Annotated in this window: 14 protein-coding genes; 10 read left to right on the top strand and 4 right to left on the bottom strand. The window is 45.6% G+C overall.

Annotation, left to right across the window (positions count from 1 at the left end):
• Positions 1–102 precede the first annotated feature (102 nt).
• The 8 genes from FOF60_RS21430 (at position 103) to FOF60_RS21395 (ending at position 9314) form a co-directional block, all read left to right on the top strand.
• A complete protein-coding gene (locus tag FOF60_RS21430; RefSeq protein ID WP_192470022.1) occupies positions 103–1344 on the top strand; it encodes an EAL and HDOD domain-containing protein in 1242 nt (413 codons plus the stop codon).
• 180 nt (positions 1345–1524) lie between these two features.
• Entirely contained in the window at positions 1525–1758 is a 234-nt protein-coding gene (locus tag FOF60_RS21425; protein ID WP_192470023.1) for a CsbA family protein, read from the top strand.
• A gap of 259 nt (positions 1759–2017) precedes the next feature.
• Positions 2018–3997, top strand: coding sequence for an excinuclease ABC subunit UvrB (uvrB, locus tag FOF60_RS21420; protein ID WP_192470024.1), 1980 nt, complete (start codon positions 2018–2020; stop codon positions 3995–3997).
• 7 nt (positions 3998–4004) lie between these two features.
• Positions 4005–6887 (top strand): excinuclease ABC subunit UvrA, encoded by a 2883-nt coding sequence (uvrA, locus tag FOF60_RS21415; protein WP_192470025.1) that lies wholly within the window; start codon positions 4005–4007, stop codon positions 6885–6887.
• A gap of 407 nt (positions 6888–7294) precedes the next feature.
• Positions 7295–7609 carry a magnetosome magnetite crystal formation protein family gene (locus tag FOF60_RS21410; protein ID WP_192470026.1) on the top strand — a complete coding sequence of 105 codons (315 nt, stop codon included), beginning with the start codon at positions 7295–7297 and terminating at the stop codon, positions 7607–7609.
• A gap of 11 nt (positions 7610–7620) precedes the next feature.
• The gene (locus FOF60_RS21405; protein ID WP_319801546.1) at positions 7621–8733 is read left to right on the top strand and encodes a DUF4097 family beta strand repeat-containing protein; all 1113 of its coding nucleotides are present in this window, start codon (positions 7621–7623) and stop codon (positions 8731–8733) included.
• A 28-nt stretch (positions 8734–8761) separates the two neighbouring features.
• On the top strand, positions 8762–8953 hold the full coding sequence (locus FOF60_RS21400) for a PspC domain-containing protein (RefSeq protein ID WP_192470027.1): 192 nt from the start codon (positions 8762–8764) through the stop codon (positions 8951–8953).
• A 4-nt stretch (positions 8954–8957) separates the two neighbouring features.
• Positions 8958–9314 (top strand): phage holin family protein, encoded by a 357-nt coding sequence (locus FOF60_RS21395; RefSeq protein ID WP_192470028.1) that lies wholly within the window; start codon positions 8958–8960, stop codon positions 9312–9314.
• Positions 9315–9349: 35 nt separating this feature from the next.
• On the opposite strand, the gene FOF60_RS21390 is transcribed toward FOF60_RS21395, so the two are convergent.
• From FOF60_RS21390 to nagA, 4 genes are all read right to left on the bottom strand, one after another.
• On the bottom strand, positions 9350–10102 hold the full coding sequence (locus FOF60_RS21390; RefSeq protein ID WP_319801591.1) for an N-acetylmuramoyl-L-alanine amidase: 753 nt from the start codon (positions 10100–10102) through the stop codon (positions 9350–9352).
• 171 nt (positions 10103–10273) lie between these two features.
• Positions 10274–10501: a DUF2164 domain-containing protein gene (locus FOF60_RS21385; RefSeq protein ID WP_192470030.1), complete on the bottom strand. Its 228-nt coding sequence runs from the start codon at positions 10499–10501 to the stop codon at positions 10274–10276.
• A gap of 216 nt (positions 10502–10717) precedes the next feature.
• The gene (gene nagB, locus FOF60_RS21380) at positions 10718–11443 is read right to left on the bottom strand and encodes a glucosamine-6-phosphate deaminase (RefSeq protein ID WP_192470031.1); all 726 of its coding nucleotides are present in this window, start codon (positions 11441–11443) and stop codon (positions 10718–10720) included.
• 27 nt (positions 11444–11470) lie between these two features.
• Entirely contained in the window at positions 11471–12640 is a 1170-nt protein-coding gene (nagA, locus tag FOF60_RS21375; protein ID WP_192470032.1) for an N-acetylglucosamine-6-phosphate deacetylase, read from the bottom strand.
• A 240-nt stretch (positions 12641–12880) separates the two neighbouring features.
• Between nagA and hprK the strand changes: the two genes are divergently transcribed.
• Together hprK and lgt are read left to right on the top strand one after the other, a co-directional pair.
• Entirely contained in the window at positions 12881–13816 is a 936-nt protein-coding gene (hprK, locus tag FOF60_RS21370; protein ID WP_192470033.1) for an HPr(Ser) kinase/phosphatase, read from the top strand.
• A gap of 318 nt (positions 13817–14134) precedes the next feature.
• Positions 14135–14947: a prolipoprotein diacylglyceryl transferase gene (gene lgt, locus FOF60_RS21365; RefSeq protein ID WP_192470034.1), complete on the top strand. Its 813-nt coding sequence runs from the start codon at positions 14135–14137 to the stop codon at positions 14945–14947.
• The last annotated feature ends 40 nt before the right edge of the window (positions 14948–14987 follow it).

Genomic DNA, 14987 nt, shown 5'->3' with positions numbered 1-14987 from the left:
TTTTGGTAATCACCTTCTTCCTCTTGTAATACTTGTAAAATAATAGTATATTTTTCCTACAATAGAACTGTTTGTCGTTTTAAGTCCCCGGGAGGATTGTATATGGATATCTATGTTGCCAGGCAGCCTATATTTGATATAAATGAAGAGACTGTTGCCTATGAATTATTATATAGAAACAGCTCAGTCAATAATTATCAGCACACAGATGGGGATCAGGCCACTACGGATGTAATCGTGAATAGTTTCTTGAATATTGGAATCAAGGAATTATCAAATGGCAGGCCTTGTTTTATTAATTTTACTGAAAAACTATTAAAACTGGGTGTTCCGTCTTATTTCAATCCATTATCCATCGTTGTGGAGATTCTCGAGACAGTAGAACTGAATGAAGACATTTTGGGGATCTGTAAAGAGTTGAAGGCGCATGGTTATACAATTGCGCTCGATGACTTTTTCGTTTCGCAATGGAACGAATTGACGATTCAGATCCTGGATTATATTGATATTATCAAGATCGATTTCCGAGCGACGAACCGAACTGACAGGCAGGAAATGATTCGTTTTATAAAAGGCAGGAACATCAAGTTCCTTGCTGAAAAAGTTGAAAAGATTGAAGAATACCTAGAGGCAAAAGAGGATGGCTTTGTCTATTTCCAGGGTTTTTACTTCAGTAAACCTGTCATCCTGAACAGCTATGATATCCCATCATACTATCATTCGTATTTTCAGATTTTAAAAGAGATCGAAAGTCCGGATCCTGATATTGAAAAAATAAAGGATGTTATCGAGAAGGATATTTCACTCTCCTATAAACTGCTGAGACTAATCAATAACCCGGTTTTCAGGCCAAGAAATGAAGTTTCCTCGATAAAGCAAGCCATCATTCTATTGGGCCTTAATGAAATCAAAAAATGGATTTACGTGCTGGCAATCAGGGGAGCCGACAAAGGATCGGGTGGTTCCAAGGAACGGGAAATCATTGAGTTGTCTCTTAAGCGTGGGAAACTGGGAGAATTAATTGGCAGGAAGGTAGGCAGGGAAGTGTTGGCGTCAAAATACTTCTTGCTCGGAATGTTTTCCTTGATGGATTCCTTACTGCATCATCCAATGGAGGAGCTCCTTGAAGACCTGCCGTTAAGCAATGAAATGAAGGCCGCCTTATCGGGTGAAAAAAACGATGAATACGCTATGCTTCAATTTTTAAAAGACATCGAACACTCCTTTCACGAAGACTTAGAGTTGACGTTCAATCCTACTAAAATACCAAAGGAGGAACTATTCAGGCTCTATGGCGAAGCAAGTGACTGGGCCACCAAGGTTTTAAGCGAAGTGAATCCATAAATCCATTGAGCATGCATGCGCATGCTTTTTCATTTAATAGCGAAAAGGAAACCCCTGGGAAATATACTAGAGCTTCAATCAATGTTAGGAAGATTCTTGTATCCAATGAACAAAAAAGTTATATTTTTAATAGGTTATTTAAAATTTTCGTTATTTTCTCTGAATGAGGTGTTTAATCAATTGGTGCTGAAATACTTGTCCGCACTGTTCCTGCCTGGTTTCATGGTCGTGTTTTTCACCAGGGTAGCCTATAACCACATCCTTGCGCTCGTGTTGACGGTCGCGTTGATTGCGGCTTCTGTTTATAAAGGGTACACAGATTCTTTCTTGCTGATTGTCGTCGATGCTTTTTCATTAACTGTCGGTTTCTATTTTGCGAACCGGATGATGAAGCGCAACAAGAAGCAATCATAAAACTTCAAGTAAGCCTGTCGAACTTTGTTCGGCGGGTTTTTCTTTTTATAGCAGCTTGAACCAAGGTTCAATCAAACGTTTGATTAACAAGCTTTCGACTAAATACTGCATCCACCTCGAAAACTAAAATATGAATTCGAATGTCTGTTCGCTTTTTGTTGGTTTGTTTTACCTTCTTTGTGGTAGAATGAGGATATGACTTTTTGACAACTATGTAAGGCGTATATAGATGAAATTTTAAATTACAGGAGGCTTTTCTGTGAAGGACCAATTTGAATTAGTCTCGAAGTATTCTCCGCAGGGAGACCAGCCTGCGGCTATCAAAGAGCTTGTGCAGGGAATCCGCGATAACAAGAAGCATCAGACACTCCTTGGAGCGACAGGAACAGGGAAGACGTTCACGATTTCCAATGTGATCAAGGAAGTGAACAAGCCGACGCTTGTCATTGCCCATAACAAGACATTGGCCGGGCAGCTCTACAGCGAGTTTAAGGAATTTTTCCCGAACAACGCGGTAGAGTACTTCGTCAGTTACTATGATTATTATCAGCCAGAGGCGTATGTGCCGCAGACGGACACATTCATTGAGAAGGACGCGAGCATCAATGATGAGATTGACAAGCTGCGTCACTCCGCTACATCTTCATTATTTGAGCGCAAAGATGTCATCATCATTGCCAGTGTTTCTTGCATATACGGTCTCGGTAATCCGGATGAATACCGTGACATGGTTGTGTCACTCCGGACAGGTATGGAAATTGAACGGAACAAGCTGCTCCACAAGCTCGTCGATGTCCAGTATGAACGGAATGACATTGACTTCAAGCGCGGGACGTTCCGTGTCCGCGGCGATGTTGTCGAGATTTTCCCAGCATCCCGTGATGAACACTGCATGAGGATTGAGTTTTTTGGCGACGAGATCGACCGGATTCGCGAGGTCGATGCGCTGACTGGCGAGATTATCGGCGAACGTGATCATGTTGCGATTTTCCCGGCGTCCCACTTCGTTACCCGCGAAGAGAAAATGAAAATTGCCATCGAGAACATTGAAAAAGAACTGGAAGAGCGCCTGGAAGTGCTTCGTGCCGAGGAAAAACTGCTTGAAGCCCAAAGGCTTGAGCAGCGGACAAGATATGACCTTGAGATGATGCGTGAAATGGGCTTTTGTTCTGGCATCGAAAACTATTCCCGCCATTTGACATTAAGGCCGGCTGGTGCAACTCCATATACTTTGCTTGATTACTTCCCGGAAGACTTCTTGATTGTGGTCGATGAGTCGCATGTTACATTGCCGCAAATACGGGGAATGTTTAATGGTGACCAGGCACGTAAACAGGTGCTGGTAGATCATGGTTTCCGCCTGCCGTCCGCGATGGACAACAGGCCGCTGACATTTGCTGAATTCGAGAAACACGTCAAGCAGGCCGTGTTCGTATCGGCGACTCCAGGTCCGTACGAGCTGGAGCATACCCCGGAAATGGTCCAGCAGATCATCCGCCCGACAGGATTGCTTGACCCGACAATCGATGTAAGGCCGATCGAAGGCCAAATCGATGACCTGATCGGCGAAATCCAGGAGCGGACGAAGCGAAACGAGCGCGTACTCGTGACGACTTTGACGAAAAAGATGTCCGAGGATCTGACCGATTACCTGAAGGAAATCGGTATCAAGGTTCAATACCTGCACTCAGAGGTTAAGACACTCGAGCGGATTGAAATCATCCGCGAGCTGCGGCTTGGAAAATACGATGTCCTCATCGGGATCAACCTGTTGAGGGAAGGTTTGGATATTCCGGAAGTATCCCTTGTCACCATTCTCGATGCGGATAAGGAAGGCTTCCTGCGTTCGGAAAGATCGCTCATCCAGACAATCGGACGTGCGGCGAGGAATTCGAATGGCCATGTCATCATGTATGCCGACAGGATGACGGATTCGATGGTAAAGGCGATCAGCGAGACGAAGCGCCGCCGTGAGATCCAGGAAGAATATAACGAAAAGCATGGCATCACGCCGCAAACGATCCAGAAGAGTATCCGCGATGTGATCCGGGCGACGATTGCTGCCGAGGAGCAGGAAGACTACAGCCCGGCAGAAGGCCTGAAGAAATTGACGAAGAAAGATCGCGAACAAGTGATTTTAAATATGGAAAAAGAAATGAAGGAAGCAGCGAAGGCCCTCAACTTCGAACGGGCTGCCGAGCTGCGTGACCTCATTCTTGAGTTAAAAGCGGAAGGATGACGATACCATGGCTATGGATAAATTGATTGTCAAAGGCGCCAGGGCCCATAACTTGAAAAATATAGATGTCACCATTCCGAGAGACAAGCTTGTTGTGCTGACAGGGCTTTCCGGTTCAGGAAAGTCCTCGCTGGCATTTGATACGATTTACGCAGAAGGACAGCGCCGTTATGTAGAGTCATTGTCTGCGTACGCGCGCCAATTCCTTGGCCAGATGGACAAGCCGGATGTTGACTTAATCGAAGGATTATCCCCGGCCATTTCCATCGACCAGAAGACGACGAGCCGAAACCCCCGTTCAACAGTTGGAACGGTGACTGAGATTTATGATTATTTACGTTTGCTATTTGCCAGAGTAGGACGTCCAACCTGCCCGGTTCACAATATCGAAATTTCCTCACAGACAATCGAGCAGATGGTCGACCGTGTGCTTGAATATCCAGAAAGGACAAAACTGCAAATCCTTGCTCCGCTTGTTTCCGGAAGGAAGGGGACGCACGTAAAGGTTTTTGAGGATGTGAAAAAGCAAGGCTATGTACGTGTCCGTGTTGACGGAGAGATGCATGACCTGAGCGACGAAATTGAACTTGAGAAAAATAAGAAACATTCGATTGAAGTCGTCATCGACCGGATTGTCGTCAAGGAAGGCATTGCTGCCCGTCTGGCGGACTCCATGGAAGCTGCTCTCAAGCTAGGCGAAGGAAATGTCCTGATCGACGTAATCGGAGAAGAAGAGCTGATGTTCAGTGAAAACCACGCCTGCCCGATTTGCGGCTTCTCAATCGGCGAACTTGAGCCTCGTATGTTCTCTTTCAACAGCCCGTTTGGTGCCTGCCCGGAATGTGACGGGCTCGGTGCAAAGTTAGAGGTTGATGTGGACTTGGTTGTCCCGAACAAGGAGCTCTCATTGAAGCAGCATGCAATCGCCCCATGGGAACCAACAAGCTCGCAGTATTATCCGCAGCTGCTTGAAGCGGTCTGCAATCATTATGGAATCGATATGGACGTACCAGTGAAGGACCTGCCTGACCATGAGATGGACAAAATCCTTTATGGCTCAGAAAAAGACCGGATTTATTTCCGCTATGAAAATGACTGGGGCCAGGTACGTGAGAACTATATTGTTTTTGAGGGCGTATTGAAAAATATCGAGCGCCGCTATAAAGAAACAGGCTCCGATTATATACGCGAACAGATGGAAAAGTATATGGGCGAGCACGCCTGCCCGACCTGTAAAGGATACAGGCTGAAGCGGGAAACGCTTGCTGTCCTTGTGGACGGTCGCCATATCGGTGAAGTGACCTCATTATCGGTTGAGGAAGCGCATCAATTTTTCCAGAGTCTTGAACTTTCGGAAAAAGAAATGAAGATTGCTAATATGATTTTCCGTGAGATTACGGAACGCCTTGGCTTCCTGATCAATGTCGGATTGGATTACCTGACGATGAGCCGCTCGGCTGGAACGCTATCCGGAGGTGAGGCCCAGCGTATCAGGCTGGCAACCCAGATTGGTTCGCGCCTGACTGGTGTCCTCTATATACTTGATGAGCCATCCATCGGTTTGCATCAGCGCGACAATGACAGGCTGATCGATACGCTGAAAAACATGCGCGACATCGGCAATACCTTGATTGTTGTTGAGCATGATGAAGACACAATGCTCGCGGCCGATCACCTGATCGATATCGGTCCCGGAGCAGGTGTCCATGGCGGGGAAATCATCTCCCAGGGTACGCCTGCTGAGGTAATGGATGATCCTAATTCACTGACAGGCCAGTACCTGTCCGGTAAAAAGTTCATCCCGCTGCCGATTGAGCGACGAAAGCCAGATGGCCGTTATATTGAAATCAAGGGCGCCAAGGAAAACAACCTGAAAAATGTCAGTGTGAAGTTCCCGCTTGGAACCTTCATGGCTGTGACTGGTGTTTCCGGTTCTGGTAAAAGTACGCTGATCAATGAAATCCTTCATAAATCGCTGGCGATGCAGCTGCACCGTGCGAAAAGCAAGCCAGGCGAGTTCAAGGAAATCAAGGGTGTCGAGCACCTCGATAAGGTCATCGACATCGACCAGTCGCCAATAGGACGCACGCCGAGATCGAACCCGGCTACTTATACGGGTGTTTTTGATGATATCCGGGACGTATTTGCATCCACAAATGAAGCTAAGGTCCGAGGCTATAAAAAAGGACGTTTCAGCTTCAACGTCAAAGGCGGGCGCTGTGAAGCATGCCGCGGCGACGGCATCATCAAAATCGAGATGCACTTCCTGCCGGATGTGTACGTGCCTTGTGAAGTCTGCCATGGCAAGCGCTACAACCGCGAGACTCTGGAAGTAAAGTATAAAGGCAAAAACATTTCCGATATCCTGGAAATGACGGTTGAAGCCGGGGTGGAATTTTTCGCGAACATTCCTAAGATTGCCCGCAAGCTCCAGACGATTTACGATGTAGGACTTGGATACATCACACTTGGCCAGCCTGCGACGACTCTTTCCGGCGGGGAAGCTCAGCGTGTGAAGCTGGCTTCCGAGCTGCATCGCCGCTCAACCGGCCGGTCGCTGTACATTTTAGACGAACCAACAACAGGTTTGCATGTCGATGACATTTCCCGCCTGCTGACAGTCCTGCAGCGACTCGTCGAAAACGGGGATACCGTTCTGGTGATTGAGCATAATCTTGATGTCATCAAAGCAGCCGACTACATCGTCGACCTCGGACCTGAAGGCGGTGACCGCGGCGGCACGATCGTTGCCACCGGAACACCAGAAAAGATTGCCGAAGTGGCTGATTCCTACACAGGCAAGTATCTCAAACCGATATTGGAACGCGACAGATTGCGGATGAAAGAACAAATAAAGGAAAAAGAAAAAAGCACAAGCAATGCGTATTAGTAATTCGTGCCCTTCCGTTTTATGGAAGGGTTTTTCTTTGTGAAAAGTGGGTTTGTTTTTCCAAAATTAGGGTGAAGGTGCAATTATTCATGATTTCCGTGCAATTACAGCCTGCAAGCGTGCAATTATCACCTATCTTTGTGCAATTATGATGATTCTAGATGCAATTAAGGGTTATGAGTAAGAGAATAAATTTTCCAGCCAGGTGAATTTAATCAATATCACTCGAAAATCCTATAAAACGACGAAAATCAAAAGGAAATCCCCTACGAAAAACATTCACATAACTTTCACCACCTAGAATTGAAGATAAACAAGGGTTACATCGCAATTTGTCGAACTAATTTCATAAAGAAATGAAACTTCCATGACTCCCGAGCGTATTAATTTCTAAGGAGTTGAAGAGGATGGATACGAAAAGGATTCTATCTGCTTTGTGTTATTTCAGTATTATGTTTGCCGGGATTTTGTTTCCTCTTGTAGCTTATTTTGCATCAGAGGATGAGGATGTAAAGGTTCATGCGAAAAAGGCTCTTTTGTCTCATCTCATTCCGCTGATCCCGCTGCCGCTTATTTTAATTTCAGCTTTTCTGGATTTTACAGGAGGAACGGGGGATTTCCCTGTACTCATGTTCAGCAGCGCTATATTGATGGTCATATTGAGCCTCATCGTGTTAATTTGGAATCTGGTCAAAGGGATAAAAGTGCTTAATATAAATTGAGGGGGATGGAAATGATGAAGGAAGAACGTAAAAGGATTCTTAAGCTTGTTGAAGAAGGAAAATTGACAGTTGATGAAGCTTTATTCATGATCGAGCAGCTGGAGCACGGGAATGCACAGCACCAGGAGAAATCAACTGCATTGTCAACAGATGTAAAGTTTGAGGATGCGAAAAAAGAAGAGTTCAAAAAAGAAGACTTCAATTCCTATAAATTCAACACAATGAAAGACAAGGTGCTGGATTTTGTTGATTCAGCATTCAAAAAAATTAAGGACTTTGATCTGGACCTTAACTTTGGCCAGTCTGTCGATATCACGCATATTTTCCAGCAGGGCGACGCCTATCTGAATCAGGTGGATATCGATATGGCAAATGGATCTGTTAAGGTTGTGCCATGGGAGCAAAAGGATGTACGCATCGAGTGCAGCGCGAAAGTATACAGAGTGGAAAACCAGGATGAGGCGCGCAGGAAGTTTTTAGAGGATGCCATTTTCACAATTGAAAACCAGAAACTCCGTTTTTCGGTCCAGCAAAAGTGGATGAAGGTCGATGCGGTCATCCATATTCCTAAAGAAGAATATGAGAATGTTCGAATCCGCCTGTTTAATGGCTCTATCGAAGGTGAAAACTTAACAGTGAAGGATTGCCGCGCAAAAACAGCGAACGGGAAAGTGTTGCTTGGAAATCTTGAGTGCGGAAAGCTCGAAACAGAAACAGCAAATGGCCAGATCAATATCACCAGAAGCGCAATCAAGGAACTGGAGGCTGAAACAATCAATGGCGCCATCAAGGCGGATGGCTTTTTCGATCATGTCGATCTTCAGTCTTTCAATGGTAATGTGACATGTACTGTGAAAAATCAAGATTGTGAGAGTGTGGAAGTGAAGGCGACTACCGGCAGCATCGAGGTCTTCCTGCCTGAGAAGACACCGGCCAGCGGTGAGCTGAAATCAAATCTGGGCGGTTTTACAATTGAAATCGACGGCATCCAGGTGGTTGAGGAGAAAAGCGATATGGTCCAGAAAAACCTGCGTTTCAAGCCTGCGGATAGCGGGCAAAAAGCTGTCAGTCTCCATGCGGATACAAAAACTGGCTCAATTGCCGTTAAGAAATTAATCCAATAGAAATGCGAAAACAGGAAGGGTGAATGAAATGAAATTAACCCGCTCAAGGAAAAATCGAATGCTGGCAGGCGTGCTTGGGGGCATGGCCGAATCCTTTGGGATGAGTCCGGGGCTGCTGCGCATATTATTTGTAATCTTGACGTTCAGTACAGCATTTTTTCCAATGGCTATGATCTACCTTATATTAGTGTTCGTCATGCCAAACAGGGAAGGGTATTAAAAAGATGAGGTGGCTGTTAGGGATTGTCATTAACGCTGTTCTCTTCATGGCTCTTGCCGGCTATTTCGAGAATGATATATATCTTTCTGGCTTCGGTGCCGCTTTAGGAGCAAGTTTCATTCTCTCCATTTTGAATGTTCTCGTTAAGCCAATCTTGATTTTGCTGACACTTCCTGTAACTGTGATTAGCCTGGGACTATTCTTGTTTGTCATCAATGCAATCACGCTGACACTGACAGATAGTTTGATGGGAAGTTCTTTCGAGATCTCCAGTTTTGGCATGGCACTGCTTACGGCAATCATCATGTCAATCGCAAATCTGGTCATCCAGAACACATTCTTGCGTGAATCAAAAGAATAAATATAAAGGGCCGGCACATTTGTGTCGGCCTTTATCTATTCTTTATCTATATAGACCTCAAAGCCCGCTTTCAGTAATCGTTGTGCAAGTTCCTGGGCATTTTCCTCATTTTCGAATGCTCCAACCTGAACCTTATATAGCCCGCCTTTGTTGGCTGGCGCAGAGGATTTGGCGGATGACGGAGCAGGCGTTGGTTCTGGCTTTGGTGCGGGCGCTGGTGTAGGTGCCGGTGCAGCATTAGCCTTGCGCTGCAGCCTGAACTGTTCTGCTAATGCTTTCACAATTCCTTCTGCAATCGTTCGGCGATATGTTTCAGAACGGAGCAGTTTAATTTCATTTCGGTTGGTCATGAAGCCGCATTCCACCAGCACGGCGTCCATTTCAGTTTCTCTTAGGACATGGAAATCGGCTGTTTTTACACCACGGTTTTCGAGGCCTGTTGAGATGACAAGGGTGCGTTGAATCTTTTGCGCTAACTGATAAGCCACAGGCGGCCTTGTTGGATAGACAAATGTTTCAATACCGCCGACATTGCTCCAGCCGCCGCTGCCAAAAGCATTGGCATGAATCGAAACAAATATATCTACATTCAGGCTGTTTGCCTTATCTGTCCTAGCCTTCAATGATACATCCCGCTGATCGGAATGAGAAAAATACACTGTAACATTCTTATAGTTTGCCAGCAGCTGTCTGGCGTAATTCGCCACAGCCCTGTTAAACTCATATTCTCTCATACCATCAGGACTTCGCTTACCCGGGGTGTTGTAGCCATGCCCAGCATCAAGCATGATCTTCAAGATTATCACACCTTCCGATAAAAGATTTCCTCATCAGTATATATATGACCAAAGGCAGAAAAAGGACATAGTGACATTAGATAAAGCCAGTTTTTAAATGGGGTATTGCTTTTCTTAACCATCCTTCTACAGGGGACTTATCCTCCGAAAATAACTCAGCTATTATTTATTCAATTCAAAAATATCCTCAACCCGTTGCGACATAAACTCGTGGGCATCCTGGATTCCGATGTTATAGAAGTGGGGAGCGAGCTTATCTGCAACAAACTCAAGAATCAGCAATGCAGCCAGATCCCCTAGCTCCTCTCCACGTTCTTCAAGGAAATATCTCTTTATTTCATCCGTCATTTGGTTCTTAATGTGATCATCAATCTGGAAATTCTTCAACATGACATCTACCCCTTTTGTTTTATGTAGTACCCTCATTTTAAGCGAGCGAGACAAATATTTCGACAGGCAGGTTCGATTATTTCCGTGGAAATAAGCAATGATTTATTTTCCTTTTCGACATTTAACGAAAATCAGCTCTCACTTCTCATTAAAAAAAGACCCTAAAATTGGGTCTCTATATACTTTCTGCGAAAAGAGCATTTTCATATAGAAGTCTTAAAGTAATCCTGTCGCTTCTTTATCAGCAAAAATCGTCACATTTTCATGCTTTTGAAGGATGGAGGCAGGGAATTGCACGCTGACTTCGCCATTGATTAAACGAGATAGTGCTTTTGCCTTGGAGGCTCCGGAAACAAGCAGGAAGATTTCTTTGCTATCCATGATCGAGGCAATTCCCATGGTGATCGCTTGCTTAGGAACATCCTCCAATGATTCAAAGAACCTGGAGTTTGCTTTCCGTGTGCTTTCTGCCAGGTCGATGATATGCGTTCTGCTGTCAAAGGGAGTCCCTGGTTCGTTAAAACCAATATGCCCGTTCTGTCCTATTCCGAGAATCTGCAGATCAATGCCGCCATGCTCAACAATGAACTGTTCATAGCGCATGCATTCCTCGTCCAGGTTGTTCGCTGTTCCATCTGGAATATGAGTTTGGTCAAGCGGAATATCAATGTGCTCAAATAAATGTTCACACATAAAGTAGTGATAGCTATTTCGATCTTTTTTGGGAATTCCAATGTACTCGTCCAGGTTAAATGTGTTGATTTCTTTGTAGGAGGTCCTGTTCTGCTTATGATCCCTGATGAGCTCCTGATAGAGGCCAGTTGGCGTACTCCCGGTAGCAAGTCCAAGGTTGAGCGATGGATTCTGCTTTATTCGTGAGATGATTTCCTCTGCAGCTTTTTGGCTCAGTTCCTCGTAGTTTGAAGTTGAAATCAATTTCATACGTCATCACCTCTTTCAAAGCTGTTGTTATCGAGTATAGCTAGGTACTCCACGGCAAAACGACATGGCAACCTGATGGTTACGGTCCAATACGACAAGATCAGCGTCTTTGCCAGGTGCAATGCTTCCTTTTTGGTCAAAAACCTTCAGCTGCCTGGCGGGATTCTCGCTGGCAAGCTTAACTGCTTCTTCAAGACTGATGCCTGTAAATTCCATCATATTCTTCAAAGCATCTTTCATTTTTAAAATACTGCCAGCCAATGTGCCATCAGCTAAAAGAGCCTTCCCGTCCGCGACGCTGACTTCCTGTCCGCCAAGGTCGTAAGTGCCACTTTTAAGGCACTTCGCTCTCATTGAGTCGGTAATCAAAATGACTCCATCCGTTCCTTTGGCGCGAATCGATAAATCGACCATTTCGGGAACGACATGGATTCCGTCCGCAATCATTTCAATCTTCAACTCTTCAAAAAGCAGGGCAGCACCGGCTACGCCCGGATCTCGATGATGCATCCCGCGCATGCCATTGAACAAATGCGTCACATGGGTAGCTCCTGCTTTTACTGCTTCAGCCATTTGACCGTAAGTGGCATCCGAGTGGCCGACCGAGGCGATGACACCATTTTCGGCCAGGTAAGCTATAAGTTTATTGCCATTTTCTTTTTCCGGAGCGAGTGTTACAAGCCTGATATTGTTTCCCGAAGCTTCCTGCATCCTCATGAACTGCTCGATATCCGGTGTGAGGATGTACTGTGCTGGCTGAGCTCCTTTTCGCGATTCATTGATGAAAGGACCTTCTAAATGAAGCCCAAGTACCTCAGCTTTACCCGGCTGGTTATGGTGCTCGATATATTCGGCAGCATTCTCCAAAGCATTCATAATGGCCTTTTGCTCCTGGGTGATTGTCGTTGCCAGGAAGCTTGTGGTTCCTTCCTCAGGGAGGGTTGACGCCATCGTCGTGAGCGCCTCAGTGGTCGCATCCATCGTATCGGCTCCACCTGCACCGTGGATGTGCACATCGATAAATCCTGGGACAATCGTGCTGTCTTCTGGAAGCGCGACAACCTCTGCCTGATGTTGGGGGAGGGAGGATATGGATCCCGTTTCGGCAATCTTCCCGTCCTTTATTAAAATGTAACCTTTTTCAATCATGCCATCTTGTGTTAACACACTGGCATTGATCAGCATTAAATCCTTCATTTTATCACCTGATAGTTATGTCCTGTTCTTCTTTCTTTACCCTTTGTTACTCTTATTATACAAATGCCCGCCAGCGGTTGTATAGACCGCCACTCGTCTCTGCTAATACGAATTCAAATGTTCTCTGCGAATCTAAGCTGTTTTTTAGCTCCTTGTATTTGGTTCTTCATGAAAAAGTGCTAAAATAAAAAGTATTGTTATCATGTGGAAAATTAACGTCCTAATAAAGGAGGAACTTCTTTGCCAAAAGTCCGTACTAAAGACCTCATCAAGAAATTCGACATGGAATTGGTAAGCGGAGAGGAAGGAATCAATCGTCCGATTACGACTACTGATATTTCAAGGCCGGGCCTCGAAATCGCTGGTTATTTTGAATACTATCCTGCGGAGCGCCTGCAGCTTCTCGGTAAAACAGAACTGACCTTCTTTGAGAAATTGAACTCTCGCGACAGGACAGAGCGGATGCAAAAGCTTTGTACAGATATTACTCCGGGCATCATTGTCACAAGGGACATGGAGGTTCCAGTTGAACTGGTCGAGGCGGCAGAGCGAGAATCAGTGCCACTCCTGCGTTCGAAGCAAAAAACAACTAGGCTCTCCAGTCATCTGACAAACTATCTCGAGAGCAAGCTGGCACCGACAACTGCAGTTCACGGGGTATTGGTCGATTTATATGGAATCGGCGTCCTGATCACCGGAAAAAGCGGAGTTGGTAAAAGTGAAACAGCGCTCGAATTGGTAAAGAGGGGACATCGTCTCGTAGCCGATGATTGTGTTGAAATCCGCCAGGAGGATATCGGGACTCTGGTCGGAAATTCGCCGGATTTGATTGAGCATCTTCTGGAAATTCGCGGGGTAGGAATCATCAATGTGATGACGCTGTTCGGTGCTGGTGCCGTACGTTCGCATAAACGGATTTCACTGATCATTGACCTTGAGATTTGGGATCAGAAAAAATCCTATGACAGACTGGGCCTTGATGAAGAGAAGATGAAAATTCTCGACACCGATATAACCAAGCTGACAATTCCTGTACGTCCCGGCCGAAACCTTGCTGTCATCATCGAGGTAGCAGCGATGAACTTCAGGCTGAAGCGCATGGGTGTCAATGCAGCAGAGCAATTCACCAACAGGCTGTCCGATGTCATCGAAGACGGCGACCATGATGAACATTAAGAAGTAAACAAAGCTAATTGCATGAATGAAGTGGGGACTCTTTTACAAGAGGGTCTTGAAAACCTTGATTTGAAAACAATAATAAGCCTTAATCAAACGTTTGATTAATAACGGCTAAAGTGTTGGTACGAATGATTTTTAAAATTATTCGCTATATATAAAATTCACTTCGAGAATTGTCCAGCTTCAGCGCCTAGCCCCTCGAGTCGCTTCGGTCCGCCCAATGAAGTCAAAGAACGACTTCACCGGTCGGCCCTCCAGCGCTTGTCGGGGCTGGACAAGTAGCTTGCGCTTTTCTTGTGAAAAAGGGGAAATGACATGGAGAAAAATATTCAGCCGATTGACCCGATTGCTTTTTCGCTCGGGCCGATTCAGGTACACTGGTATGGCGTCATCATCGGGCTTGGGATTGCGCTTGCATTGTGGATTGCCATGCGAGAAGGTGAACGCCGCGGTCTGCCAAAAGATATTTTTGCGGATCTGATGCTCTGGGCCATACCGATCGCGATCTTATCAGCGAGACTTTACTATGTAATTTTTCAATGGGAGTATTACGCACAGTATCCAGGCGAGATTTTCAAGATCTGGAATGGCGGCATCGCGATTCACGGTGCGCTGATCGGATCCGTTGTAACTGCGTATTTCTTTACGAAGTCACGGAACGTTTCGTTTTGGAAGCTTGCGGATATCGCAGCGCCCAGCATCATCCTTGGACAGGCAATCGGCCGCTGGGGAAACTTCATGAACCAGGAAGCACATGGCGGGGAAGTGACGAGGGCGTTTTTGGAGAACCTCTACCTGCCTGAGTTCATCATCAACCAGATGTATATCAATGGAACATATTATCATCCAACGTTCTTGTATGAATCAATTTGGAATTTGCTTGGTTTCATCCTGCTGATGTCATTGCGCAGAGTCAACCTGGGCCGCGGGGAGATTTTCCTCAGCTATGTTATCTGGTACTCAATCGGCCGCTTCTTCGTTGAAGGAATGCGCACAGACAGCCTGATGCTGACAGAATCATTGAGGATTGCCCAGACCATTTCGATCGCATTGATTGTTTTTGCAATCGGCTTATGGATTTTCAGAAGAGTCAAAGGCTATTCGAAAGTACGATATTTAGAGAACTAGAATTTCGGGTTACTAAAAGTGAAAATCAATAAATAAAATG

This window comes from Mesobacillus jeotgali (assembly GCF_014856545.2).
GTDB lineage: Bacteria > Bacillota > Bacilli > Bacillales > Cytobacillaceae > Mesobacillus.
The sequence above is the reverse complement of the archived record's forward strand: the minus strand, read 5'-3'. Positions and strand labels throughout refer to the sequence as shown.